The following is a 24,362-nucleotide window of genomic DNA, read 5'->3' as shown; positions in this document are numbered from 1 at the left end:
TTATTGCGTGACAGGATGAAATCAGCTATCTCCCTCGAACAGCTATGTCAACGGAAGCTTACGCCGGCGCCAATCAGGAGATTAAACCTTTCTTTCGATATCATCTGATTCCCCAGATCTATTTTTTCCTCAACGGTTTTCCAAAAGGGTCTTTTATCTCGATCGACGTAACCGACCAATGCAATTTGAGGTGCGAGCATTGTTATTTCTTCGAGCAAGAGCAGGAAGGGATCCTCGATGTCGAAGGTTGGGAAAAAAAGATCATGGAATTAAAAAACAGGTCCCGTTTCTTGCATAGCTGTACCTGGGTTGGGGGAGAGCCTTTACTCCGAAAGGGGATCATTGAACAGTGCAAGAAACACTTTCTTCACAATCTTATTGTGACGAATGGAACGACACCGCTCCCTGATTGGCCTGATGTCTATTTCCATGTCTCGATTGATGGAAACCGTGAGGCGCATGAGAAGATGAGACGACAAAAGGGGCTCTACGATTTAATGATGAAAAACTGCAGTCGGTCCCATCTAAATGTGAAGGGGACAATGTGCATTACCTCCCTGAATATCGATACGATTGAAGAGGTCCTGGATGACTGGCGTCCCCATCTGAAGGGGTTTATGTTCGATTTTTATACCCCGATTCAGGGTTTGTCGGATGACCTTTGGCCCGGATGGGAGAAGCGGGATGCCTGCATCGATCGTCTGATTCAGCTCAAAAGAGAAAAATATGGCGATTTTATCGATATGCCGGAGAGGGTCTTGGAGCTGATGAAGTCCGGAAACTCAAAAAATGTGACGGATCACTGCATCTTTGAAAAGAGGGGGCATTCGTTGACCACAAAGGGGGAGATCAAACCAAAATGTATGCTGGGACCAAAGGCCGATTGTGATCGATGTGGCTGTGTGGTCCCTTTTTATCTGCATTATCGGATCGAGAAGAAGACAATTCTGAAGGCCACAGCCAATGAGGTCCGAAGGAGGGGAAAATATCTCCTCACAACGATTAGGGAAAAATTACGATAATAATATTGTGAAGAAAGAATGGAGATCTGGAAGGACGCCCCATTGTGAGGGGGGAAAACCCCAGGGCGATCTCAATGGGTCGAAGGGGACTTATGGAAAAGTTAATAATTTCAATTGGTTATTGAGTTATACCGAAGTGGTTGAGATGGCAGGGAAATTGCTTCATTAGGGCGTTAAGGAGGCCGATATGCCAGATGGAATTAATGAGATTAAGAGAATGGCTCAAGCAGGACAGAGATATGCGGTCGATTGGGAAAAGGTTCAAGAGGCCCAAGTTCTTTTAGGTCAACTTCATCCAAAAAACTCAACAAAGGCTACTTCACTTGCTGGACAATTAGAAGACAATCCATCTGTAGGGAATGTGGATCGTATCATCCGTGAGGCGGAAGAGGCGCTCGGTCTTCGTAAACTAACCCAGGCAAGTCCTGAAAGATCAGGGGCAGTGCTCGGGGCCTCCCGTTTCCGAACGACAGCGGTTGATCGTTCCCCTGTCCGTTGGCAAGAGGCCTGTGGTTCTTTGGGGGCGATGTCCGAAGGTGATTTTCAGACAATGAGATTAAATGCTGGGGATGCGCGAGTTGCTCTTTATAACCCTGTTGAAGAAGGGATCAAACAGGCTCTAAGGGGGTAAAAATGACCGCCAAAGAACTCATTTTAAAACAGCCAAAGTTAAAAGCCCTTTTTGACTCCCCAAAATTTCTCTCCCTTCCAAAGGATCGACAGGATTACATGGTCGATCTGATCGAAGATGCCCTTTTTTGGATCGATCTCGACGACAAACCACATTCTTCAGACGGATTCAAGTTCCTTGCAGCGACTTACGGTCTTCAAAAGGCCCAGAGTGAGGCCCATGAGAAAGATCTCCAAGGTCGGGAATTAGAGAAGTTCATCCGTCCCCATCAGGATCTCTATACGATGTTCAATCCCTATTCAGGGAACGCCAACGAATCCAAAAAGAAATAGTTAAAATTCAGCGACTAAGTTTGTTCGAACCCCCCAAACCCAATTAGACGGATCAGGGGTAATCGCATGAATCCCGGCGGCGTTTGACGGATTGATCAAGAGATCCGCCTGGACATCATAGGCCTGCCCCGGCAAGAGAACGCCTCCTGTGACATCCCATAAAAAGTGATCGAAGAACCGTCCTTCGAAATTGCCATCGAATTCAATGCCGTACCACTTTTGGGATTGAACGACATGCGGAAGGTCGGCAATTCCTATCATCTGTGAAAAATCGATGTCATAGTTGTTGGCGGGGGCCCAGGCGGTGATGAGCTTGAAACCTGCCTTGGCAGGACCTGCCTTCGCCACAATCGGTTTGAGATTCAAGTGCTGCCAGTAACCGAAGGTGCCGTAGTAGGCGTTATTGATGAAGTTCCCCGTGATCGGTACTGCACCGACTAAGGTACGGCTGCCAGCCCCATTCCCATTGGCCTGTGTAATTCTGGGAGAGGTCCCAAGGGGCGCATGAAAGAGGAGCATCGCAATCTGATAATCGGGTCTAAACCCGAATTGGGTTATCCGAGACGACATCGGTTGTGAGTCCCCTGAGGCATACCCTCCCTGGAAAAGAAATTCTCCAAAACCATAATCCCCCTTTAATTCCGCAGCCCCCATGTAAACGAGGAGACTGTTTTCATTTCCGGAGGAAGGAACTTCAATCGGCCCACGCGCGTTTGCTGGGAGATTATTAAAGGGAATCGCATCAACCGCCAAACCAGTAGCGAGCTTACCTGTCATGACGGCAAATTCGCCCTGAAGCTTCCAGGGACCATTCCCTACCGCCAAATAGATATCTCCAAACCGAATCAGTGTATTTCCGTCCTTACCGGCCGGGGCGAGATCTCCCAGTTGGGCGTTGTCATTCGCATCCAGAATCGGTTCTCCATTCCCATCGACGAGGATAGGCCGTGCTGTCGTCGTCGTCTGACCTTCACGTCCATTTCGATAACGGACACCGGCAAAGGTACCGAGTGTAAATACCTCATCCCATTCATAGATAAGGATTCCGGCAAACTGCCGCATATCCTCCTGAGGAGTTGTTAAGGTGCCGCCTAATCCACTGATTCGGGGGTCGGTCTGTTTCGTAAAGGCAACGTCGGCCGAGGCACCCAGAGAGATCATTCCAAACCCTTCCTGCTCTATCCCCGCAAGCCAGAGGAGACGATCGGCACTATCCCCAAAATCGTCATACGGCCCATTTCCGCCATGTTGAAAGATCCCTAAGCCCCAATGGGATGGCTGCCGTCCGATTCGAAACTTCCCCCCAGGCGTCAGCAGATCCATATAAACGCGTCTGACATTGAGCGCCTTATTTTCCCCCGCCTCACCCCCCGTCGTCCCGATCGTTCCGCCAGCCCCCGGGAGTTGAATCGTCCCGACAATCGGTGAGAGAAAGTCGATCTGTTTTGTTTCCTCGGTCCCAGCAATGACATTATCGAGGATGTCAAATTGACTATGGATCGATATGTTGTCGTTTAGCTTGAGGGTTGGATCGAGCCTGAGGCGATGCTGGGTAAAGAGCATCGAACCAAATCGATCGTTGCCCCCAAGACCTCCTTGATCGACGCTGGAGGGTTGTTGGGTGTCGAGATCATGATAGGCAACAATACGGTTCCGAAAATAACCAGGTGCCGAGAAATCAAAGGCACTGACAGTAAACGGAGCTACGACGAGGATAATAAATATTGGAACAGTGCGTCGCAAAGATGCTCTCTTTCTGATCCCCAAGGCGACTGCATGTTAGTATTTTTCAGTGGAGAGTCAAACAAAAGAAAAAAGCGCCCCCGCCAAACGGGGGCGCTTTGAACAAGCATCAACAACAGCTAATTTACATCATCCCGGCGCCTGGAGGCATAGCCGGAGGAGCTGATCTTTCTTTTTCCTCAGGATGCTCAGCCACCATCGCCTCTGTGGTCAACAGAAGGGAGGCGACACTCGCAGCGTTTTGAAGGGCGCATCGACTGACCTTTGTCGGGTCGATAATGCCGGCCTTCACGAGATCCTCAAACTTTCCAGCCTCTGCATTGAATCCGAAGCTGGCAGTTCCTTTTTTGATCTCTTCAATAATGACGGCACCTTCATATCCACCATTGGCAGCAATCCATCGTGCAGGCTCCTCAAGGGCCCTTCTCACGATATCAACACCAAACTGTTCCTCCTGACTTGGTTTGATCTTTTCAAGGGCTGGGATGCAACGAATGAAGGCGACGCCACCACCTGGAACGATCCCCTCTTCGACCGCAGCGCGCGTTGCATGGAGGGCATCTTCAACTCGGGCCTTCTTCTCCTTCATCTCAGTTTCAGTCGCAGCACCGACATTAATCACCGCAACGCCACCGACCAGCTTTGCGAGTCTCTCCTGGAGCTTCTCCTTGTCATAGTCAGAGGTCGTCTCCTCAACCTGGGCACGAAGCTGCTTCACGCGACCTTCGATAGCTACCTTCTTGCCGGCTCCATCGACGATCGTCGTGTTGTCTTTGTCGATCGTCACTCTCTTGGCACGCCCGAGATCTTCGAGTCGGACATCTTCAAGTTTGCGACCCAACTCCTCGGCAATCGCAGCACCGCCAGTGAGAATAGCAATATCCTCAAGCATCGCCTTGCGACGATCTCCAAATCCAGGGGCCTTGACGGCACAGCATTGGAGGGTCCCACGCAACTTGTTGACGACGAGAGTTGCAAGCGCCTCGCCTTCGACATCCTCGGCAATAATCAATAGGGGTCTTCCAGAGCGGGCAATATTCTCTAAGAGAGGAAGCAGCTCTTTCATGGAGCTGATCTTTTTCTCATTGATAAGAATATAAGGATCCTCAAGAACCGCCTCCATCCTCTCGGCATCCGTAACGAAATAAGGCGAGAGGTATCCACGATCAAACTGCATACCCTCAACAACCTCCAGGGTGGTGTCCATCGACTTCGCCTCTTCGACGGTAATCACACCCTCTTTGCCGACCTTATCCATCGCCTCGGCAATAATCTTCCCAATCGTCTCATCGTTGTTGGCAGAGATCGTACCCACTTGGGCAATCTCTTTTTGATCCTTCGTTGGTTTGGAAATCTTCTTTAATTCGTCAACAGCAGTGGAAACCGCCTTTTCAATACCACGCTTGAGTGCCATTGGATTGTGTCCGGCAGTCACCATCTTGGCACCCTCTCGGTAAATCACCTGGGCCAAGACAGTTGCGGTGGTGGTCCCATCACCTGCGACGTCAGAGGTTTTAGAGGCGACCTCTTTGACCATCTGGGCACCCATGTTTTCAAATTTATCCTGGAGCTCGATCTCCTTCGCGACGGTCACACCATCTTTTGTAATGGTAGGTGAACCGAATGACTTCTCAAGGATGACATTGCGTCCCTTGGGACCCAAGGTAACCTTGACCGCGTTGGCAAGGGCGTTGACCCCTTTCAGGATCGACTCACGGGCCTTCTGCTCATAGATGATATCTTTTGCTGGCATAAATCCTCCTTGGACTTTTTTAAAAGTTATTCAACAATCCCTAAAACATCTTCTTCACGTAAAATGAGGTGCTCTTCGCCTTCAATTTTCACTTCGGTCCCTGAAAATTTGCTGAAGAGGATCTTTTCACCGACCTTGACCTCAAGAGGGACAACCTTTCCATCGTCAAGGATCTTCCCTTTACCAATCGCGACGACCTTCCCCTCTTGGGGTTTTTCCTTCGCCGTGTCGGGGATAATGATCCCCCCTGCAGTCTTTTCCTCTTCATTCAGTCTCTTCACAAGAATTCTGTCCTGAAGCGGACGGATCTTTGTTGTTTTCTTCTGTTGATTAGCCATGGTCTTCTGAACCTCCTTTTAAAAATAAAATTAGTTTTGAGTCGTTAAATTTTGCCTCTTGCCAAAGGCGGCGGGAATATAGTCATTTCCCACCACTTGTCAAGGGGGGGACTCAATGTTTAAAGGGGTGTGGGTAACATTGTGATTCCCCTGTGTGATCTTATGGTTAACTATTTGATATCTATATGAAAAATGAAACCATAGCGGCGATATCAACAGCCTCAGGGAGCGGTGCTATTGGGATCGTCAGACTTTCCGGTCCTGATTCCCTCTCCATTTTGAAAAAAACATGGTTTGGAATAGGGCCTGATCAATTTGAGCCAAGGAGGTTCTATCTTGGAGAGATCCGATCGATTTCCAATGGTGAGACGATCGATCAGGTATTAGCCGTCTGGATGAAGGACCCCTCGTCATACACCGGGGAGGATACCCTCGAGATTCATGCCCATGGAAGCTGGGCAATTTTAGAATTGATCCTTGAGAATCTCTTGGCCTCTGGGGCGAGGTTGGCCGAGCCGGGTGAATTTACCCTCCGCGCCTTCAAGAATGGAAAGGTGGATCTTGCTCAGGCAGAGGCTGTCGCGGATCTGATCAGTGCAACAAACCGTGAAGCGGCAAGGCTCGCGGAAAGGCAGCTTGCGGGGTCGCTATCACTCTTTATCTCAAAACTTAAGAATAACCTGACAGTCTTGAGGGCTCAGATGGAGGCGATGATCGATTTCCCAGAGGATGAGGATGTCCAAGGACTACGATACAACGAGATCAGCGATCGGATTTCATCTGTCGAAAACGAGATCGTCTCATTACTCAAGACCTATCAGGAGGGCCGGATCTATCGAGACGGGGCTCGTGTGGCGATTGTCGGACGTCCCAATGCCGGCAAATCGTCTCTTCTAAACTCGCTAGTTCGGCAGGAAAGGGCGATTGTCCACGAAACTCCTGGGACCACTCGAGATGTTGTTGAAGAGACAATTGATCTGGAAGGGTTGCCGGTTCGCTTTCTGGATACCGCTGGGATTCGTCACGATCCTGAACCTATCGAGGCCTTAGGAATTCGTCGAACGATCGATCGGATCCAGGCGGCTGACCTCATCCTCGCTGTTTTTGATTCAAATCGCCCTTGGAACGATGAAGATGAAGAGGTTCTCGCCTCACTAAAGGAAAGAAACTTTTTTTGTGTCTATAACAAGATTGATCTGCCAGCCGCTTTTCCGGCGACCTATCTGCTCGATCGGAGTCGATCGAATCATTTATTCCCCGTTTCGGCAAAAGGGGGCATCGGTCTCGAGGAGCTCAAGTCGTCGATCCGGGCCCATTTTCTAAAAGGAGACAGGAGTTCAGATCTCGTACTCACAAGCCTGCGTCACAAGATGGCATTGGAAAAAGGGGTTGAGGCGCTGCATGCGGTTTATGAGTCGGCCCAAAAGAGGCTTTCATACGAATTCCTGGTTTCAGACCTTCGGATCGCGACGAATCACTTGTCGGAAATCACCGGAGAGATTACGTCGGAAGCGGTTCTTGGGGAAATTTTTTCAAAATTTTGTATCGGGAAGTAGCTTTTTTCTGGCAACCTCATACAGTTCCGCTTCGATAGGCTTTTCAGGAGGCAGCAAATGGGGTCTGTTGATCTCCTTCTCTCACTTGTCGTTCATACCTATCAGCAGCTGGGTATTGGGCCCATTGATTCCATTGATTGGACAAAAATAACTCGGGAACAAGACGATAAAGTCGACAAAGCGCTTTATTACGACTCGGGGAACGGACTGACCATCCTCGCCGAACGCGAGAAAGAGACAACCTCTTTACGAGTGGCACGATGGGTAGGCGGGACTGCCCGAATGAATCTTGTTAATGTTTCTCTTCGAGACGATGCCGTTGATGTTTATAAATATGTTCGTCAGGGGGCTGATCTTGCGACCGAGAGGGAAACCCATACCGCTTCTGCATCCTTTCAAAGAACTCAAGAATGCGGTACCCTACCGAAACAAACCGATGTTTACCTACATCCTGTTGATCCCGACGATCCGACCACGCGAAATCATCTTTCATTCCGGAGGGCGGAAGTCATTGTTGTCACACAAAGAGAGCTGAGGGGTACTGTTGTTAACAAGACAAGAAAGGTTTTTCCACCAGCGCAAATCCATCCGACCAGCGCCGAGATCCTCGAACATTCTGTGCCTCGTGCCCCCGGAAATCTGGCAGCGAGATCAACTCAGGGGATTACCCATCTGATGACGGAATTGGCCATTCGGGCCGCCAACTTTCTACGAGGCCCCTGGATCGAGCTTCGGGATTGGGACGCCAGTTTTTTTAAGGTTGGCATGATCGCCCTCTTTGTCTCCACTTCTATTTATCTTGGTTCTCAGATCACCTCTAAGAAAGTTGAGGCCTGAGTGGGGATCCTAAGTCCTCGACTCTCGCTGATCTTGGCAACCCTGGAGAGACTCGGCTACCGATCAATCGATGGAAATGGTTTGACAGCCGATGAGTATTCCGCTCGTTACGTTGATCATCGAACCAATCTCAATGTTATTGCGTTTGAACATAGGGGCGTTTCTATCCTGAGTGTGAAGCGACCTGTAAGCGATGGATATTCCCGTTGTGTCCAGGTTCAGGATGGTCCCTGGATCTACCTTTTTAAATACACACGAATGGATCATCGGGTTAATGATCAGCAGGGTTGGGCTGCCTTCTTTCCCACCGCTGCTGAAGGGGCTTCTCCCTCAAATTCCGGGTTTATTCTTCGTTCTACGGAGATAGAGGGTGTTCGTACCGAGACAATGGTGACTCCAGAGGGAAAACGGGGGGCCAATCTTGTCAGAGAGGAAAAAGTGGGAGCTGAGGTGACTGAGAAGGCACAGAAGGTCCTGACTCGGATACGGGAGGGGGCTGAGCATGTCGAATTCGATGGAGTTTATTCAGTCCCTCGGGCCCCACAGGGTTTGGATGTTCGCCATATCCATCGCAGACCTCGCATTATTGCCGACCTCGCTGTCCGTGCCGCAGATCACCTACGAGGGCCTTTGGAGGGTCTCAATAGTTGGGGCTCCGGCTTTTTCAAACTCGGTGCCTTCGCCCTTCTCTTCTTCTCCGCCTCCGTTTTTCTGAACGAGGCAGCGTCATTCAATCCAATCACGGATCGGTTTTCTGAAGAAATCCTCAAGGGGAATTCCCCCCGTCCCGATGGCAATCTTCTTTTGAGGGTGAAACAATGTTGAGAACATTTCCATACCGGGGAAACTTTCTCTCTTGCGCCCGCTTTTGATTTCGATCGCCGTGATTTTGGCCCCTTTCTTTAAAACAAAATCGACCTCCCGATTTTTTTCACGCCAATAAAAAAGTTCTGTTTTTGTTCCTCGAACTTCATTCAGGAGATGTCCCCCCACGGCCGATTCGACAAGCCTGCCCCACCGCTCTTTATCCCTTTGGGCCTCTTCAAATAAAAGTGGTGATTGAGCTGAGATCAAGGCGTTGTTCCAGACCTGTAGTTTAGGACTCGATCCCCGTTGACGTTGCCGGGAACCACTGAACTTGGGAAGTCCGCTCACAAGACCACATCCTCCCATGAGATCTAAATAATGGGCCAGCGTGGTCGTGTTTCCTTCCTCTTGAAGCTGCCCCAACATTTTTTGGTAGGAGAGAATTTGCGAGGAATAGTCGCATCCCAATTGAAAAAGGCGTCGCAACAAAGCCGGTTTGTCGACTCGTTTCAGGAGAAGAATGTCTCTGGAGATGGTTGTCTCGATGAGGGAATTCAGAATATAATGTGACCATCGGTCCTCGTCATGAATGAGTTCAGCGGCGCCAGGGTACCCCCCAAAAAAAACATATTGTTCCAAGCTCCAATCGTACGCCTCTTTCATTTCAACATAAGACCAATGTTTGACCGGAATAATTTCAAAACGCCCGGCCAGGCTTTCAGTCAGCCCTGTCTGGAGCAAAAGAGGGGAAGAGCCGAGCAAGACAACTTTTAAAGAAATGTTTTGGTGGCGGTCTTCGTCCCAGAGACGTTTAACCACCTCGGACCAGTTATCAATTTTATGAACCTCATCAAGAAACAGAACAGCCTCTTTCGAGGCCTTGACTTTAAGGCGGCCCATTTCCCATTGTTCTTCAATCCAAGTGGGGCCCTGGAGGGTGGTCTGATCAGCCGAGGCGTAATGAGATGGGATCGAAAGTTCTTTTTGCGCCTGCTCTGCCAGCGTTGTTTTTCCCACCTGCCGGGGGCCGGAAAGGACCTGGATAAATCGGAGTGGCTCTTCAAGGCGAGCTATTAAAATATTGATAATACTACGTTTATACAATTTACTCATAATATTGAGCAATTTTACTCAACGATAGGAGTGTTTGTCAACCAGCTTAATCTAGACAACTCATTGAGAAAATAACCGATAACCTATTGTATGTTAGGTCCAGCCCTTAGAAGAGTTGCCCAAGTTGTGAGTCGTCATACCCCTGTTCTATCAGGGACCTTGCCTGCCCTGAATGTTCCTCCTTTTACACCCTCCTCATTTATAAGAGCGGTCTCCCGCGCAGGACAATGGCTCAAGGAGCCGACGGTTCTAAGGACTGTCTTGCTTGGGAATTTAACCCTGCCAGCGGCTATAGCACTTCATGAAGCAGGGTGGGACCATGAGGTTTCTGTTTATTCCGCATCCGAGGCTGCTGAAATAAATAAAGACCTGAAAGATACTTTTAATGGGGAAAGCATGGTGGGAGCATGGGTGGGGCTTGTTGCTGGAATCGCCCTTATAAATTTTTTACTAGAGGAGGTACCTTTTCGTTTTGGAATTTTGGGGGTGGGAACAAGGTTGATCAAGAGAAGCTGGGCGCCACCGGTCTTGAATATTGTTCAGGCGCTCCTTTTCTCTGCCTTTCATCTTACGAACCCTTGGGAGTCAGTTGTTTCATTGACACAAAAGGGGTTAGTTGGATTTCTTTTTGGCAGACTCTTTCTGGCCAATTCTCTTTCAGGCCCGCGGAGTTTACGGACTGCCGTTCTTAGGAGTTGGTCAGCTCATTTTCTGCTCAATTTGTCAGTCTTTGCCTCGGACGCACTATTTTGGGATGATCTTTTGGGATGATCTGATGATTTATAATTAAAGGCTATTGAACCCGCCATTCCCTTCATTGTAAGAACTAAGCCTTATGTCTTCCCATAAGTATTACGACATCATCGTGATCGGCGGCGGACATGCCGGTTGTGAGGCGGCGCTGGCGGCCTCACGAATGGGGTGCCAGACGCTGCTCCTCACCTCGAACATCGAAAACATCGCCCAGATGAGTTGCAATCCCGCGATTGGTGGGATCGGAAAGGGGCATCTTGTCCGTGAGATCGACGCCCTCGGTGGAGAGATGGGAAAGGTGGCCGATGCGACCGGCATCCAGTTTCGTCGGCTCAATGCGAGCAAAGGCCCCGCCGTGCGGGGAACCCGCTGTCAGTCGGATATGCTTGAGTACAAGATCAAGATGAGGGGGATTTTGGAAAATCAGTCTTACCTTGATATCAAGCAGGCGATGGTCGATCGAATCTTGGTCATCGATGAAAAGATCGAGGGGATCGAAACAAATATCGGTGAGGTATTTCACGCAAAGGCAGTCATCCTCTGTTCAGGGACCTTTCTGAAGGGGCTCGTTCATATCGGTTTCAAAAATTATTCGGCAGGTCGGGCCGGTGACTTTGCCTCGATGCGGCTCAGCGAAGAATTAAAAAATCTTGGATTTCCCGTCCGTCGCTTAAAGACAGGGACCTGTCCACGTCTTGATGGAAGGACGATTCATTTTTCGAAATTGGAGAGACAAGACGGAGATGATCCCCCTCCCCTCTTCTCTTTTTCCGGGATTAAGCCCGAGCTTAATCAGATCCCTTGTTACCTAACCTACACGAACGAAACAACCCACGGAATTATCAAAAAAAACTTATCAAAATCAGCTATTTATGGAGGGGCTATCCAAGCAACAGGACCACGATATTGTCCCTCGATCGAGGACAAGATTGTCAAGTTCTCGGGAAAATCGAGGCACCAGATTTTTTTGGAGCCGGAGGGATTGAAAACACTCGAGTGGTACCCAAACGGTCTCTCCACCTCTCTCCCACTTGAGGTTCAACATGAGATGCTCCGGTCTATTGAGGGACTCGAAAAGGTTGAGATTCGTAAGCCAGGTTATGCGATTGAGTATGACTATGTCTCACCGACAGAACTCTCCCCTACCTTGGAAACCAAGAGGATCGAAGGGCTTTATCACGCGGGTCAGATCAATGGGACAACCGGATATGAAGAGGCGGCGGCTCAGGGGTTCATCGCAGGGGTCAATGCTGTCTTGAAACTTCAAGGGAAGGGACCGCTCATTTTAAGTCGAACCGATGCCTACATCGGTCTCTTGATCGATGATCTAGTGACCAAAGGGGTCATCGTCGAGGATCGCGAGGAACCGTATCGTATGTTCACCTCTCGCGCCGAATACCGACTCCACCTTCGGGAGGACAATGCCGACTTGAGACTTCGGGAAACCGGTCGATCCTTAGGTTTGGTCAGCAATCGAGACTACGAACGTTTTCAAAAAAAGGTTCGGGAAATTGCCGATATCCTGGTCTTGCTCGAGAGGCGTTATTCAGGCGAAAGACTTTTGGATATCCTGAAGAGGCCAGAGATAAATATTAGTAATATCATTGACTTATATGGATTTAATGGCGGTCCATTTTCAAAAGAGTCTTTAGAAGAGGCCGAGATTCAAGTTAAATATGATGGATATCTCAGCAGAGAAAAGCTGGAGATGAATCGATTCGAAAAACTGGAGACGGTGAGGATCCCTGACAATTTTGCATTCGAAGGAATCCCTGGTCTTTCTCGAGAGGTGGTTGAGAAACTGTCTCGTGTGAAGCCAAGATCTCTCGGTCAGGCAAGGAGGATCTACGGAGTCACTCCAGCAGCGATTCAGATTCTCTCAATTTTCATTAATAAATAATTGATCTTCACGAACGATTTAAAAAAAGAGCTTCGGTCTTATTTTGAAAATGGGCTCCGGTCCTTATCCTACCCATTTGAACCATTTTGGATCTATCTGCAGCTCCTTGTTAAATGGAACTCCAAGATCAATCTCACCACCATCACAGATCCAATGAGGGTTGTTGAAGAACATTTCATCGATTCCCTAGCAGCAATTCCTTATTTAGAAAAATCAAAGAGCCTCCTCGACATTGGGAGTGGCGCTGGATTTCCAGGGATCCCCTTGGCTATTGCACGACCTGAAGTGCAGATAGTTCTCTGTGAGTCGATCAAGAAAAAGTCAGACTTTTTAAGAGAAGTGGTTCGCCAGCTCAATCTTAAAAATGTAGTCATCAAAAACATGAGACTCGAGGAGGGATCGATTTTGGGGCGATTTGATTCGATTGTTTCACGTGGAACAATGGATATTCATAGCCTCATAAAACTATCAGGCCCATCCCTCAGCCAAAATGGGCAGATAATCTCGTATAAGGGACCTGAGGTTGAGAAGGAGCTGCTAGAATTGGAGTTAAAGGGGCTCCGAATTGAGGAATACCGATATCTTCTTCCTTATTCAAAAAAGAGACGGGTTTTAATTATTATTAAAAAAACCAATTAGGGGGAAATTACTTACTGGTCGCAGGCATCGCCAGTCAAATCACTGTCCTGATCAGCCTGGTCCGGGTTTGAGACAGAAGGGCAATTATCATCGACATCGGAGATTCCATCTTGATCGATATCTTCCTCGATCAACTTTGTCCCACTGACAATCTGTGATGCCTCTGGGTCCTCTAAGGATTCATCACCGCTGCAACCATAAAGGCCAGCGAGGACAATAAAAAGAAATAGACCTATCGCCTTCATAATAAGATTATCGTTACTCCTACCAGCTCAAGTTGTCTTCGAAAAGTTTTTTTAATGGGCATTATTTTTATTGCTTTATCATATAAAAGTGGCATAATTTTGTTATTAAATCAAAAAATTAAATAAATGATTGAAATTATAGGCTTTTGTAACCAAAAAGGGGGGGTTGGTAAAACAACCACAGCTATTAATTTAGCTGCTTCGGTTGCCGATCAAGGAAGACACGCCCTCCTGATTGATCTCGACCCCCAGTCCAACACCACAACCGGCCTCGGATTTCAAAAAAACTCAGTTATTTCAAATAGTTATAATCTTGTTATTGATAATTTTCCGCCGAACCCTGTCAAAACAGCGCTTCCCAATCTCGACTTGATCCCCTCAACCTCGGATCTCGTCGCCGCAGAGGCGAATCTCTATGGAATGTCTGAAAAAGAGTTCCGTCTGAAGAAGGCGCTTCAGGCGTTTCAGGGGGACTATGACTTTGTCTTTATCGACGCCCCGCCCTCTCTCGGGCTTTTGACAATCAACATTCTGGCGGCTGCTACCTCTATCATCGTTCCTGTCCAGTGTGAGTACTACGCCCTTGAGGGATTAACCGATCTCCTCCAAACGATCGACGCCGTGAGGGAAAAATTAAATCCGGCCCTTGATATCTCCGGCATCTTGCTGACGATGTATGATCGCAGAAATAATCTCGCGAAGGAGGTTGAATCGGATCTTCGAAATCATTTTGTTGAAAAGGTTTTCAAGACGGTTATCCCTCGATCCGTCCGTCTCTCGGAGGCACCAAGCCATGGGAAGCCGATTATTCTTTACGATCCGTACTCATCCGGATCTCAAAGTTATCAGGAAGTTGCTCGCGAATTTTTAGAGAGAATTAAAACAAAGGAAAAGGAAGAAGGGGGTGAAGAAAAATGGAAAGAAAGGCGCTTGGTCGGGGGCTTGCAGCCCTCATTTCGTCAAAGCCTGAGGTAGAGATTTCCCCTCAGGAAAAGGGGGAGGGGACAGTCATTCGTATGGTCTCCCTCGAGAGGATCCGTCCGAATCCCTCTCAACCTCGCAAGACCTTTCGTGATGAGACGATTCAAGAACTTGCCGCCTCAATTCAATCCAAAGGGATTCTGGTCCCCTTGATTGTTTCGGAGCGAGGTAACGGATACGAGTTGATCTCTGGGGAAAGGAGATTGCGGGCTGCGAAGATTGCGGGACTTCAGGAGGTCCCGGTGGTGATCCGACAAGCCGATGGGGCTGAAAAGCTGGAGCTCGCCCTGATCGAGAACATTCATCGTGAAGATCTCGATCCTGTTGAAGAGGCGGCGACCTATAGTCTCTTGATGGAGCAGTTTGGTTATACGCAGGAGGGGGTCGCTGATCGGATCGGCCGTGATCGGTCGACGGTCGCCAATCTCCTCCGCCTCCTGAAACTGCCGATCAAGATAAAAGAGGCCCTCAAGGCAGGTCAGGTAACGATGGGGCATGCGAGGGCGCTTTTGGCGGTTCCTGAGATTGAGAAACAACTTTACTTCCTGGACAAGGTCATCGGAGAGGGGTGGTCTGTTCGCGAACTGGAGAGAAGGATAACAAACCAGAGGAATTATCTTGGAAGGGGGAAGGGGCGGATTGTTCCACTTCCAGCCTCTCTTTCAGGAATCCTTGATGAGATGAGGCGTATCTTGGGCACTCAGATCCAAATTGTTCCGGCAAGGCGTAAAAAAGGTAAATTTTACGGCAAGATTCTTATTGATTATTATTCAGAAGGCGATTTAGACCGTATCCATAAAATCATTGTCAGGAGTGTTTCATGAAAAAAGGAGGCAATATGTTTGGAGAAAAGAGCTCAGTGGGGGAGGCTTCTGGTCGGGGGCCGATTAGCGGTCTTCTTGAGAAAGGGTGTGAATTCGAAGGGAAGCTGACCTTCGATGGGACCGTTCGGATCAACGGGAAATTTAACGGGGAAATCTTCTCTGAAGGGACCCTCGTTGTCGGTGAGGGGGCGATCTTGGATGCCAAAATAGATGTGGGGAGCATCATGATTCATGGTGAGGTGAGTGGGAGCATCCAGGCGATCGACAGGATTGAGATGCATGCCCCGGCCGTGGTCAAGTGTGATATCCGCGCCCAGACCCTCGTGATCGATGAAGGGGTTGTTTTTGAGGGGAGTTGTTCAATGGGCAAGGGAGCCACTCTTCACAAGATTGAACCTGAAAAGCAGGTTGCAAACTAAATAAGTTTTTTTTTAAAAGGGAGAATGCCTGGGGGAGAGGATGTTCCTTCGGGCATTTTTTGTTTTTTATGGATCTGTTTCCTAATCAGACGGTGATTTTTCAGTGGCTACTTTTTATGACAGCGCTGTTTGCGCTGCACTTTGGTGTTTTTCGTCCCGTTCTCCATTTGATTCAGCAGAGAAAGGATCGAACGTCTGGCGAGAGGGAAAGGGTCGAGCAACTGAATCAACGAATTGAAACGCTTGTGGCCCAGTGTGACAAGAGGCTGGAAGAGGGGAGAAGGACTGGGGCCCTTGAAAAGGAGCGCCTGCTTCAGGAGGCAGAAACAGCAAGTCGAGAGGTGATCCATTCTGTTCGACAAGAGATCGAAAAGGAGATGGAAAAGGCACGTACCGATCTCGATCGGCAGGCACGAAGTATTTCTTTGCAACTCAAACAGCATGCCCAGGAGTTGGGGCGTGAAATTGCAAGTAAGGTTTTAGAGAAAGGGGTCTAAGGGATGGGAGAATTTCTTGCCAGCGGGATGCATTGGAAGCTTCTTAATTTTTTCATCTTTGTCTCCTTGCTCTTTGCGGTCCTGAGAAAGCCTGTCGCCGAGTTTTGGCGGACTCGAGCCCATCAGATCTCCTTCAATATAGAAGAGGCGCGGCGGCTCCGTCAGGAAGCCGGCAAAAAAGTGCTCGAAATGGAGAGTCGGATCAAAGGGCTTGATGATGAGATCCAGGCGCTTATTCGCGCACTGAAAGAGGAAGGGGAAAAGGAGAAGGGAAAAATTCTCTCCGACTCGAAGGATTATGCGGAAAGGTTAAAACGGGACTCTAAGAGGATCGTCCAGCAGGAATTACAAAAGACCAAGGAACAATTAAAACGGGAACTTGTCGATCTTTCAGTTCAGATGGCTGAACGCCAGATTCGTGACCAGATCCAGGATGAGGATCAGAAGAGACTGTCGGAAAAATTTGTTAAAGAGCTGGAGGTTCGAACATGATTTCAGGTTCCTTGGCCAGACGATATGCCCGAGCCTTTCTCTCTGTCACCGAAGAAGCAGGAGAGATCGAGTCTTGTGGCGAGGTGATCGAAAAAATGGCGGTTGCGATGGCCGAAGCGAAGGGGGTATTGGAGACACTTTCGGATCGCTCCTTCCCGCTTGGCGAAAGATTGAAGGCGATGGAGGAGATTTTGGGGAAAATCTCTCCGCCCGTTTTGCTCCGAAACTTTTTGTTTCTGCTTGTGGAGAAGGGGAGGATCGGTTCCTTGCCGGAGATCGCCCGGGAATTTTCGAAAATGAGGGATGAGCGATTAGGGATTGTTCGCGTTGGGGTTCTTTCAGCAGTGGAACCCTCGAAATCGCTCTTGTCTTCGATTGAAAAGGCGCTGAGTGATCGGATGGGGAAAAAGGTGATCGCTAAATCCAAGGAGGATCGCGATTTAATCGGAGGTGTGGTTTTAAAAATCGGGCATACTATCTATGATGGCTCTGTCAAAAGAGAACTGGAAAAAATTCAGGAGAGGATGATACAGGGCTCTCCAAGTCCCTAATAAGGAGTCAAAAATATGGAAATTAAGGCGGAAGAGATCAGTAATATTATCAAGAAGCAGATCAAGGATTATGGAAAAAAACTTGAAGTCGCCGAAGTGGGGACTGTTCTTTCTATTGGAGACGGGATCGCGCGGGTCTACGGACTTGAAAATGCAATGGCAGGGGAGCTTGTTGATTTCAAGGAAGGGATTCGCGGAATCGTTCTGAATCTCGAAGAAGACAACGTCGGTGTCGCGATCATGGGACATGATGTTGCGATCCGTGAAGGGGATACCGTCCGTCGTACCGGTCGTATTGCCGATGTCCCGGTCGGGAAGTCGCTTGTCGGGCGCGTCCTGAACGCCCTCGGAGAACCGATCGACGGGCTTGGGCCGGTGGAGACCAAGGAGCGACGAAAGATTGAGGTGAAAGCGCCGGGTATCGTTTATCGACAAAGTGTTCGGGAGCCGCTTCAGACCGGGATGAAGGCGATCGACTCGATGATTCCGATCGGTCGTGGTCAAAGAGAATTGATCATTGGTGATCGGCAGACAGGAAAAACAGCGATCGCCATCGACACGATTATCAACCAAAAGGGACAAGGCGTTCATTGTTTCTACATCGCGATCGGGCAGAAGCAATCAACCGTCGCCTTGGTCGTAGACAAACTGAAGAGTGAAGGGGCGATGGACTATACGACTGTTATGACGGCGAACGCCTCCGACCCGGCCCCACTTCAATTTCTGGCCCCCTATTCTGGTTGTACCATGGCAGAATACTGGCGTGACAACGGCCAGCATGCCCTCGTCATTTATGATGACCTCTCAAAACATGCTGTTGCCTACCGCCAGCTTTCCCTTATTTTAAGACGACCTCCGGGACGCGAGGCGTTCCCCGGGGATGTCTTCTATCTCCACTCACGACTTCTTGAACGTGCCGCAAAGATGTCCAAGGAGCAGGGGGGAGGCTCACTCACCGCCCTTCCGATTATCGAAACACAGGCGGGCGACGTCTCGGCCTATATCCCGACGAATGTCATTTCCATCACGGATGGTCAGATTTATCTCGAGACAGACCTCTTCTACGCCGGTGTTCGTCCGGCGGTAAACGTCGGCCTCTCGGTCTCCCGCGTTGGGGGAAATGCCCAGATCAAGGCGATGAAACAGGTGGCAGGCACCCTCCGACTCGAGCTCGCCCAGTATCGGGAGCTGGCGGCGTTTGCCCAGTTTGGAAGCGATCTGGACAAGGCGACACAGGCCCAACTCGCTCGTGGAGAGAGATTGGTGGAGATCTTGAAGCAGGGGCAATATCAGCCAATGCCGGTCACAAGACAGGTCTTACAAGTCTTTGCAGCAACTCAAGGATTTGTGGATGAATGCCCTGTTGAGAAGATTCAGAAGTATCTTCATGAAATGACCCTCTTCATGGAGACGAAGCATCCGGAAGTTGAAAAGGAATTGAATGACAAGAAACAGCTTGATGACCCTTTGAAGGACAAGATCCGCAAGGCGCTCGAGGAATTTAAGGGACATTTTGTCCCGTAGTTATGGCAACTTTAAAAACAATTCGTAAGAGAATCGCCTCGGTCAAGAATACCCAGAAGATTACAAAGGCGATGAAGATGGTCGCGGCGGCGAAACTTCGTCGGGCCCAGACCCGGCTCATGAATGCCCGCCCCTACGCCAATCAGGTGGAGAATCTGCTCCAGAATTTGGCCCAGCTTGCCGCCAGTGTCCCTTTATTGAAGAAAAGAGACGAAATAAAACGGGCAGAATTTCTGATCCTGACCTCGGATCGAGGCCTCTGTGGTGGATTTAATGGAAACCTCTTGAGACGGATCGAGGATTTCCTGAATTCGGAATGTGGCAGGTATCAAGAGGTTCGAATCCATATGGTTGGGAAGAAGGGGCGTGATTTCTTTCGGGCTCGAAGGCGCGAACTGGCGACTATCTCGACAGGGTTATACGACCAGATGAATTACGAAAAGACACTTAAGATGGCCGAAGATCTTCTCACGGGATACCAGGAGGAGAAATTCGATCACTGCTATCTTGTTTATAACCGCTTTCAATCAGCGATCAGTCAGGAGATCCGCATTGATCGTCTGCTCCCGATCGAGCCCAAACCGATCGAGGGGTATCTGCCTGAATATATCTATGAGCCGTCACGCGAAAAACTGGTGGGGGAAATCCTGCTGCGTGGGGTTGCGACGATGATCCACCGTGCCTTCCTCGAGAGTGTCGCCTCTGAATTGGGAGCCCGCATGGCGGCGATGGAGAATGCGACAAACAATTGCAATGACATGATCTACCGGCTGACCCTCCAGCTCAACAGGGTCAGGCAGGCGGCGATTACCAGGGAGCTGATGGATATTGTGAACGGGGCAGAATCACTAAAATAAGGCAGGGTTATTCTAGGAGATTTATGAAAATTATTAAAGGAGAAGCGGACATGCAAAAAGAAAAAGAACTTCCGAAGGGGCGAATCACACAGATTATCGGCCCAGTCGTCGATGTGCAATTTGGCTCATCGGAACTCCCAGAGGTTTATACCGCACTCAAGATCACGAATCCCTCTATCGATAAAAGAGAGTGGAATCTCGTCGTCGAGGTCGCCCAACACCTGGGTGAAAATACCGTCCGTTGTGTCGCGATGGACTCTACCGAAGGTCTTATCCGTGGAATGGAGGTTCAGAACACCGGGCATCCGATCGAGGTCCCTGTCGGAAAAGAGGTTTTAGGAAGGATTGTGAATGTCGTTGGTGAGCCTGTGGATGAATTGGGCCCTGTCCAGGCGAAAAAGAGATATCCGATCCATCGTCCAGCCCCTTCTTTCGTTGAGCAGAGCACCGCGACGGAGGTTTTTGAGACCGGGATCAAGGTGGTCGATCTGCTTGCCCCCTATGCAAAGGGAGGAAAGATCGGACTCTTCGGGGGGGCCGGTGTTGGGAAGACAGTCATCATTATGGAGTTGATCCACAACGTTGGTATGGAGCATGGAGGTTTTTCCGTTTTTGGAGGTGTCGGTGAGAGAACCCGTGAAGGGAATGATCTCTGGAATGAGATGAAAGAGTCCGGGGTCTTGGCCAAGACAGCTCTTGTTTATGGCCAGATGAATGAGCCACCAGGTGCACGTGCCCGTGTCGGTCTGACGGCATTGACTGTCGCCGAATATTTCCGTGATGAAGAACGTCAGGACGTGCTTCTCTTTATTGACAATATTTTCCGGTTCACACAGGCAGGTTCCGAGGTCTCGGCCCTCCTCGGCCGTATCCCATCGGCGGTCGGTTATCAGCCGACACTCTCGACCGACTTGGGGGAGCTTCAGGAGCGGATCACCTCAACCACGAAGGGCTCGATCACCTCAGTCCAGGCGATCTACGTCCCGGCGGATGACCTGACCGATCCGGCGCCCGCAACGACCTTTGCCCATCTCGATGCAACGACCGTTCTCTCGAGACAGATTGCCGAGTTGGGGATCTATCCGGCGGTCGATCCACTCGACTCGACCTCACGCGTCCTGACCCCGCAGGTGGTTGGTGAGGAGCACTACAAGGTAGCACGTGATGTCCAGAAAATCCTTCAGCGCTACAAGGACCTGCAGGATATTATTGCGATCCTCGGCATGGACGAACTCTCGGAAGACGATAAATTGATCGTTGCCCGGGCACGGAAGATCCAGAAATTTCTTTCTCAGCCGTTCTTCGTCGCAGCACAGTTTACCGGCCTCGAAGGGAAATATGTAAAGCTCGCCGACACGATCAAGGGGTTCAGGGAGATCGTGGAAGGGAAGCATGACGATTTGCCCGAGCAGGCGTTTTATATGGTCGGGACGATTGAAGAGGTGATCGCAAAGGCAGAGAAGTTGGCGGCTTAAAAAAATCCCCCCGCAATTGATTCAAAAATGTGCGGGGCCCCCCTTTGACAAAGGGGGGCATCGGGAAAAGATGCAAGAAGAGGAGAGGGGATTTTGTCAAAATTGAAACTAACCATTGTAACCCCTGAAAAGGCAGTCGCCTCTGAAGAGGTGGATGAGGTGGTGATCCCTGGGATCGCAGGGGAGTTCGGCGTCCTGCCCGAACACACGACATTCCTGACCGCCTTGGGGCAGGGGACCCTCACGTACAAAAAACAAAATTCATCAAAATCGTTTCAGATCTCAGGTGGTTTTTGTGAGGTACGCGAAAATCAGGTAACGGTCTTTGCCGATTCGGTCGAAGGCTGAGCCAAGAGCCCCTCAATAAACCGTTGTCTTGAAAAATCACCCAGGGTCACCACCGGGACAAGCTTTTCGCCCCCGAAGAGTTTTTTGATTATTTGGGAGATCGAAAGACCTTCATCTTTAAGTTTGATTGCCTTCTGCTGGGTCTCTTCCATAAACTCCAATTTTTTCTTCAACGCTTCCTTTCCATTTTTCAGAATGGGGGCATGCCCACAGAAGAGAGAGTCGAAATCAAGTGCCAGCGCCTGGCGTAGGCTGGTCATTGTTTTGAGGGGATCTTCTTCTCGCCTCCAATAACTTCTCCGTGCGGCGATGAAGAGGTCGCCGGAGAAAAGCCACCCCTCGCTCGGGACATAAAAAACATGCATATCCTCGGAGTGGCCCGGCATCGAGATCACTTCAAAGGTGTGATGTGCTGTCTCAATTTTTTTGGGCAGAGGCTCACTCATCCCACCCCAGCTTTTCCCCCACGCGAGGAGCGCATACAACTGTGACTTGCTGAGCTGATTCACAACCCCGCGTGCGATCTTCTTGACGCTGGAGGAGGGGGCGAGCACCGGAATCCCGGAGAGGTTCAGGCTGATCACATTCCCCGCATGATCCTCATGATAATGGGTGACGGCTGCCTGTGAGATGTTCTCGTTATCGAGAAAAGATTGAAATGGTTTGGAAGCACAGGGGCATCCGGTGTCAATCAATAACTGGTCGATGAGATAGGCATGGCAATGAAAATAGGCCTTTCCCGAAAAACTGCGGGCCATTGTGAGTCTTTTTGTGGGACCAAAACTGTCGACCTTGAACATTGTCCTAAAACCCCGCCTCATTTAAGAATACCTCGATCTGACTGAGATATTCTTTCTTGCCAATTTCATACCCATTATTATGGAGTGCCTCCTTCACTTCATAGAATCTCTTCGGATGTGGGGCGGATTCAAAGAGTTTTTTCCCCATCCAGAAAGGGACAGTCTCATCGGAGGTGCCATGGATCACGAGCAGCGGACTCCGGATCTTTCGAACCTTGTCGATCGATCGATAGATATCCGGAACAATCGGTTTGGGGATAAAGGGGTAATGGGTTTGGGCAATATCATGCAAACTTGTAAAGGTGCTCTGCAGGATCAAGGCACGTAGTGGTTCTCGTGTGGCAAGATCGGTTGCGTAAGCTCCACCGAGGGACTCCCCCCAGACAACGATCTGTTCGGGGAGGAATTTGGTCCCTTCCTTCCCCGAGACGAGCCACCGATAGGCGGCGTCGGTGTCTTTCTGTAATCCTTCGATCGAGGGACTCCCTTCACTGCCACCATATCCTCGGTAATCGAAGATAAAGATATTCCAACCGATCTTCAGGAGCTGTTTGATATGATCCAGCCGATCGCCAATATTTCCGGCGTTTCCATGGAGAAAAAGGAGCGTGCGATCCGGTTTTGTCCCAGGAAAGAACCAACCATGAAGCAAAAGCCCTTCGTCATTTTTAAATCGGACCTCTTCGTAGGGGGTTTCCATCTGTGAAGGATAGAAAGAAATCGATTTGATCGGGAAAAAAAGGAGTTTTGTCGCGAGCCAGGTGACGATCATATTAACACCCAATCTGCCTCGAGATCACCATTCTCTGGACTTCAGAGGTCCCTTCGCCGATCTCGAGCAGGCGTTGGTCTCTGTAAAATTTGGCAACGGGATATTCTTCCATCAACCCATAGCCGCCATGGATCTGAACGGCGGCATCGGCGACCCTCCCCATCATCTCGGAGGCGTAGAGTTTCGCCATCGCCGCCTCCTTCTTAAAAGGCTGGCCTTGGTCCTTCAACCAACAGGCCCTATAGAGAAAGGTTCGGGCCAGCTCGATCTCCGTCGCCATATCGGCCAATTTAAAGGCGATCGTTTGGTGTTTACAGAGCGGAAGCCCGAAGGTTTTTCGTTCCTGAGAATATTTCAACGCAGCCTCAAACGCCCCTTGCGCCCCCCCGACCCCCATCGCGGCGATCGCGAGTCGCCCTCCGTCGAGCGTCGCCAGCATCTGACGATAACCGTCACCCTTCTTTCCTAAAAGATTCGCCTCAGGGACGGTAACATCCTCGAAGAAGAGCTCGCCGGTATTGCTCGACCGCCAAGTGAGTTTGTGATGCATCTCGCGGGTACTAAAACCAACGGTTCCTGATTCAACAAGGATACAAGAAATTTCCTTATTTCCGTTAGACAATTTTCCGGTGACCGATTGGACCGTTATCCCAGCGGTGATCTTCGAGGCGCCATTCGTGATAAAAATCTTCGCCCCGTTGATGACCCACTTGCCGTTTTTGAGTTCGGCGCGGGTTGAGGAGTTCCCGGCATCACTTCCTGCATTTGGTTCGGTAAGACCAAACCCCCACAGTTTCTTCCCGGCACAGAGATCGGGGAGATATTTTTTCTTTTGCTCCTCACTCCCAAAATGAAAGATCGGCCCGATCCCGAGGCCGTTTTCTGCTGCGATAGTGGCTGCTTGGCAACCATCGACCCGTGCGAGCTCTTCGACAGCAATGATGTAGGAGAGGGTGTCCATCCCTTGCCCACCGTAGTTGGGAGAGACGGTGATCCCGAAGAGACCGAGCTTCCCCATTTTTTCAACAAGCCCATAGGAGAACTCCTCCTTTTCATCGAGCTTCTGGGCGATAGGACGGATCTCTTCTTCCGCGAACTCCCGAACCGTCTTTCGGAGCATCTCTTGTTCGGGGGTCAGATCGTAGGAGGGCAT

Annotated in this window: 27 protein-coding genes; 19 read left to right on the top strand and 8 right to left on the bottom strand. The window is 49.7% G+C overall.

Annotated features, from left to right (window positions below; genetic code table 11):
- Window positions 1-44 precede the first annotated feature (44 nt).
- From HYT76_02350 to HYT76_02340, 3 genes are all read left to right on the top strand, one after another.
- Window positions 45-1,022: a radical SAM protein gene (locus HYT76_02350; GenBank protein MBI2082388.1), complete on the top strand. Its 978-nt coding sequence runs from the start codon at window positions 45-47 to the stop codon at window positions 1,020-1,022.
- 187 nt (window positions 1,023-1,209) lie between these two features.
- Complete coding sequence (locus HYT76_02345) at window positions 1,210-1,653, top strand: hypothetical protein (protein MBI2082387.1); 444 nt, start codon at window positions 1,210-1,212, stop codon at window positions 1,651-1,653.
- A gap of 2 nt (window positions 1,654-1,655) precedes the next feature.
- Window positions 1,656-1,985 (top strand): hypothetical protein, encoded by a 330-nt coding sequence (locus HYT76_02340; protein ID MBI2082386.1) that lies wholly within the window; start codon window positions 1,656-1,658, stop codon window positions 1,983-1,985.
- On the opposite strand, the gene HYT76_02335 is transcribed toward HYT76_02340, so the two are convergent.
- The 3 genes from HYT76_02335 to groES form a co-directional block, all read right to left on the bottom strand.
- Window positions 1,986-3,728: a hypothetical protein gene (locus HYT76_02335; protein ID MBI2082385.1), complete on the bottom strand. Its 1,743-nt coding sequence runs from the start codon at window positions 3,726-3,728 to the stop codon at window positions 1,986-1,988. It abuts the gene before it with no gap.
- Between the two features lie 124 nt (window positions 3,729-3,852).
- Window positions 3,853-5,481: a chaperonin GroEL gene (gene groL / locus HYT76_02330; GenBank protein MBI2082384.1), complete on the bottom strand. Its 1,629-nt coding sequence runs from the start codon at window positions 5,479-5,481 to the stop codon at window positions 3,853-3,855.
- A 26-nt stretch (window positions 5,482-5,507) separates the two neighbouring features.
- Entirely contained in the window at window positions 5,508-5,819 is a 312-nt protein-coding gene (gene groES, locus HYT76_02325; GenBank protein ID MBI2082383.1) for a co-chaperone GroES, read from the bottom strand.
- A gap of 185 nt (window positions 5,820-6,004) precedes the next feature.
- Between groES and mnmE the strand changes: the two genes are divergently transcribed.
- From mnmE to HYT76_02310, 3 genes are read left to right on the top strand one after another with little or no spacing between them, the layout of a single operon-like run.
- A complete protein-coding gene (gene mnmE, locus HYT76_02320; protein ID MBI2082382.1) occupies window positions 6,005-7,375 on the top strand; it encodes a tRNA uridine-5-carboxymethylaminomethyl(34) synthesis GTPase MnmE in 1,371 nt (456 codons plus the stop codon).
- Window positions 7,376-7,432: 57 nt separating this feature from the next.
- Window positions 7,433-8,212, top strand: a complete 780-nt coding sequence (locus tag HYT76_02315) for a hypothetical protein (GenBank protein MBI2082381.1) — start codon at window positions 7,433-7,435, stop codon at window positions 8,210-8,212.
- Window positions 8,213-9,037 (top strand): hypothetical protein, encoded by an 825-nt coding sequence (locus tag HYT76_02310; protein MBI2082380.1) that lies wholly within the window; start codon window positions 8,213-8,215, stop codon window positions 9,035-9,037. It abuts the gene before it with no gap.
- On the opposite strand, the gene HYT76_02305 is transcribed toward HYT76_02310, so the two are convergent.
- Entirely contained in the window at window positions 8,939-10,132 is a 1,194-nt protein-coding gene (locus HYT76_02305; protein MBI2082379.1) for an ATP-binding protein, read from the bottom strand. The two genes, HYT76_02310 and HYT76_02305, sit on opposite strands and share 99 nt — an antisense overlap.
- Window positions 10,133-10,222: 90 nt before the next feature.
- On the opposite strand from HYT76_02305, the gene HYT76_02300 reads away from it, so the two are divergent.
- From HYT76_02300 to rsmG, 3 genes are all read left to right on the top strand, one after another.
- Window positions 10,223-10,903 carry a CPBP family intramembrane metalloprotease gene (locus HYT76_02300; protein ID MBI2082378.1) on the top strand — a complete coding sequence of 227 codons (681 nt, stop codon included), beginning with the start codon at window positions 10,223-10,225 and terminating at the stop codon, window positions 10,901-10,903.
- Between the two features lie 64 nt (window positions 10,904-10,967).
- Window positions 10,968-12,785: a tRNA uridine-5-carboxymethylaminomethyl(34) synthesis enzyme MnmG gene (gene mnmG, locus HYT76_02295; GenBank protein ID MBI2082377.1), complete on the top strand. Its 1,818-nt coding sequence runs from the start codon at window positions 10,968-10,970 to the stop codon at window positions 12,783-12,785.
- A complete protein-coding gene (rsmG, locus tag HYT76_02290) occupies window positions 12,786-13,424 on the top strand; it encodes a 16S rRNA (guanine(527)-N(7))-methyltransferase RsmG (protein ID MBI2082376.1) in 639 nt (212 codons plus the stop codon). It abuts the gene before it with no gap.
- An 11-nt stretch (window positions 13,425-13,435) separates the two neighbouring features.
- On the opposite strand, the gene HYT76_02285 is transcribed toward rsmG, so the two are convergent.
- A complete protein-coding gene (locus HYT76_02285) occupies window positions 13,436-13,669 on the bottom strand; it encodes a thrombospondin type 3 repeat-containing protein (protein MBI2082375.1) in 234 nt (77 codons plus the stop codon).
- A 126-nt stretch (window positions 13,670-13,795) separates the two neighbouring features.
- Between HYT76_02285 and HYT76_02280 the strand changes: the two genes are divergently transcribed.
- The 10 genes from HYT76_02280 (at window position 13,796) to atpC (ending at window position 21,637) form a co-directional block, all read left to right on the top strand.
- Complete coding sequence (locus HYT76_02280) at window positions 13,796-14,644, top strand: ParA family protein (GenBank protein ID MBI2082374.1); 849 nt, start codon at window positions 13,796-13,798, stop codon at window positions 14,642-14,644.
- A complete protein-coding gene (locus HYT76_02275; GenBank protein MBI2082373.1) occupies window positions 14,584-15,474 on the top strand; it encodes a ParB/RepB/Spo0J family partition protein in 891 nt (296 codons plus the stop codon). The genes HYT76_02280 and HYT76_02275 overlap by 61 nt, the downstream gene beginning before the upstream one ends.
- Window positions 15,471-15,893, top strand: a complete 423-nt coding sequence (locus HYT76_02270; protein ID MBI2082372.1) for a polymer-forming cytoskeletal protein — start codon at window positions 15,471-15,473, stop codon at window positions 15,891-15,893. The genes HYT76_02275 and HYT76_02270 overlap by 4 nt, the downstream gene beginning before the upstream one ends.
- A 116-nt stretch (window positions 15,894-16,009) precedes the next feature.
- Window positions 16,010-16,390: a hypothetical protein gene (locus tag HYT76_02265; GenBank protein MBI2082371.1), complete on the top strand. Its 381-nt coding sequence runs from the start codon at window positions 16,010-16,012 to the stop codon at window positions 16,388-16,390.
- Window positions 16,391-16,393: 3 nt separating this feature from the next.
- Window positions 16,394-16,882, top strand: coding sequence for an ATP synthase F0 subunit B (locus HYT76_02260; protein MBI2082370.1), 489 nt, complete (start codon window positions 16,394-16,396; stop codon window positions 16,880-16,882).
- Window positions 16,879-17,433 carry an ATP synthase F1 subunit delta gene (gene atpH, locus HYT76_02255; protein MBI2082369.1) on the top strand — a complete coding sequence of 185 codons (555 nt, stop codon included), beginning with the start codon at window positions 16,879-16,881 and terminating at the stop codon, window positions 17,431-17,433. Before HYT76_02260 ends, atpH begins: the two co-directional genes overlap by 4 nt.
- A gap of 15 nt (window positions 17,434-17,448) precedes the next feature.
- Window positions 17,449-18,957: a F0F1 ATP synthase subunit alpha gene (locus tag HYT76_02250; GenBank protein MBI2082368.1), complete on the top strand. Its 1,509-nt coding sequence runs from the start codon at window positions 17,449-17,451 to the stop codon at window positions 18,955-18,957.
- Window positions 18,958-18,959: 2 nt separating this feature from the next.
- The gene (gene atpG / locus HYT76_02245) at window positions 18,960-19,814 is read left to right on the top strand and encodes an ATP synthase F1 subunit gamma (GenBank protein ID MBI2082367.1); all 855 of its coding nucleotides are present in this window, start codon (window positions 18,960-18,962) and stop codon (window positions 19,812-19,814) included.
- 50 nt (window positions 19,815-19,864) lie between these two features.
- Complete coding sequence (atpD, locus tag HYT76_02240) at window positions 19,865-21,289, top strand: F0F1 ATP synthase subunit beta (protein MBI2082366.1); 1,425 nt, start codon at window positions 19,865-19,867, stop codon at window positions 21,287-21,289.
- 93 nt (window positions 21,290-21,382) lie between these two features.
- On the top strand, window positions 21,383-21,637 hold the full coding sequence (atpC, locus tag HYT76_02235) for an ATP synthase F1 subunit epsilon (GenBank protein MBI2082365.1): 255 nt from the start codon (window positions 21,383-21,385) through the stop codon (window positions 21,635-21,637).
- Here atpC and HYT76_02230 read toward each other — a convergent pair.
- Genes HYT76_02230 through HYT76_02220 form a run of 3 tightly spaced genes read right to left on the bottom strand, consistent with a single transcriptional unit; the run spans window position 21,601 to window position 24,362 of the window.
- On the bottom strand, window positions 21,601-22,437 hold the full coding sequence (locus tag HYT76_02230; protein MBI2082364.1) for an MBL fold metallo-hydrolase: 837 nt from the start codon (window positions 22,435-22,437) through the stop codon (window positions 21,601-21,603). The genes atpC and HYT76_02230 overlap by 37 nt on opposite strands.
- Before the next feature lie 4 nt (window positions 22,438-22,441).
- On the bottom strand, window positions 22,442-23,209 hold the full coding sequence (locus HYT76_02225; GenBank protein MBI2082363.1) for an alpha/beta hydrolase: 768 nt from the start codon (window positions 23,207-23,209) through the stop codon (window positions 22,442-22,444).
- 1 nt (window position 23,210) lies between these two features.
- Entirely contained in the window at window positions 23,211-24,362 is a 1,152-nt protein-coding gene (locus HYT76_02220; GenBank protein MBI2082362.1) for an acyl-CoA dehydrogenase family protein, read from the bottom strand.

Source organism: Deltaproteobacteria bacterium, assembly GCA_016180845.1.
GTDB lineage: Bacteria > UBA10199 > UBA10199 > JACPAL01 > JACPAL01 > JACPAK01.
The sequence above is the reverse complement of the archived record's forward strand: the minus strand, read 5'-3'. Positions and strand labels throughout refer to the sequence as shown.

Coding starts and splice junctions, on each gene's coding strand:
- HYT76_02275 (MBI2082373.1), top strand. CDS start 14,584: ATGGAAAGAAAGGCGCTTGGTCGGGGGCTTGCAGCCCTCATTTCGTCA.
- HYT76_02285 (MBI2082375.1), bottom strand. CDS start 13,669: ATGAAGGCGATAGGTCTATTTCTTTTTATTGTCCTCGCTGGCCTTTAT.
- HYT76_02305 (MBI2082379.1), bottom strand. CDS start 10,132: ATGAGTAAATTGTATAAACGTAGTATTATCAATATTTTAATAGCTCGC.
- HYT76_02270 (MBI2082372.1), top strand. CDS start 15,471: ATGAAAAAAGGAGGCAATATGTTTGGAGAAAAGAGCTCAGTGGGGGAG.
- HYT76_02340 (MBI2082386.1), top strand. CDS start 1,656: ATGACCGCCAAAGAACTCATTTTAAAACAGCCAAAGTTAAAAGCCCTT.
- HYT76_02220 (MBI2082362.1), bottom strand. CDS start 24,362: ATGCCCTCCTACGATCTGACCCCCGAACAAGAGATGCTCCGAAAGACG.
- HYT76_02260 (MBI2082370.1), top strand. CDS start 16,394: ATGGGAGAATTTCTTGCCAGCGGGATGCATTGGAAGCTTCTTAATTTT.
- mnmE (MBI2082382.1), top strand. CDS start 6,005: ATGAAAAATGAAACCATAGCGGCGATATCAACAGCCTCAGGGAGCGGT.
- HYT76_02280 (MBI2082374.1), top strand. CDS start 13,796: ATGATTGAAATTATAGGCTTTTGTAACCAAAAAGGGGGGGTTGGTAAA.
- HYT76_02345 (MBI2082387.1), top strand. CDS start 1,210: ATGCCAGATGGAATTAATGAGATTAAGAGAATGGCTCAAGCAGGACAG.
- atpH (MBI2082369.1), top strand. CDS start 16,879: ATGATTTCAGGTTCCTTGGCCAGACGATATGCCCGAGCCTTTCTCTCT.
- atpD (MBI2082366.1), top strand. CDS start 19,865: ATGCAAAAAGAAAAAGAACTTCCGAAGGGGCGAATCACACAGATTATC.
- atpG (MBI2082367.1), top strand. CDS start 18,960: ATGGCAACTTTAAAAACAATTCGTAAGAGAATCGCCTCGGTCAAGAAT.
- HYT76_02300 (MBI2082378.1), top strand. CDS start 10,223: ATGTTAGGTCCAGCCCTTAGAAGAGTTGCCCAAGTTGTGAGTCGTCAT.
- HYT76_02265 (MBI2082371.1), top strand. CDS start 16,010: ATGACAGCGCTGTTTGCGCTGCACTTTGGTGTTTTTCGTCCCGTTCTC.
- mnmG (MBI2082377.1), top strand. CDS start 10,968: ATGTCTTCCCATAAGTATTACGACATCATCGTGATCGGCGGCGGACAT.
- groL (MBI2082384.1), bottom strand. CDS start 5,481: ATGCCAGCAAAAGATATCATCTATGAGCAGAAGGCCCGTGAGTCGATC.
- HYT76_02250 (MBI2082368.1), top strand. CDS start 17,449: ATGGAAATTAAGGCGGAAGAGATCAGTAATATTATCAAGAAGCAGATC.
- HYT76_02230 (MBI2082364.1), bottom strand. CDS start 22,437: ATGTTCAAGGTCGACAGTTTTGGTCCCACAAAAAGACTCACAATGGCC.
- HYT76_02350 (MBI2082388.1), top strand. CDS start 45: ATGTCAACGGAAGCTTACGCCGGCGCCAATCAGGAGATTAAACCTTTC.
- groES (MBI2082383.1), bottom strand. CDS start 5,819: ATGGCTAATCAACAGAAGAAAACAACAAAGATCCGTCCGCTTCAGGAC.
- HYT76_02315 (MBI2082381.1), top strand. CDS start 7,433: ATGGGGTCTGTTGATCTCCTTCTCTCACTTGTCGTTCATACCTATCAG.
- HYT76_02225 (MBI2082363.1), bottom strand. CDS start 23,209: ATGATCGTCACCTGGCTCGCGACAAAACTCCTTTTTTTCCCGATCAAA.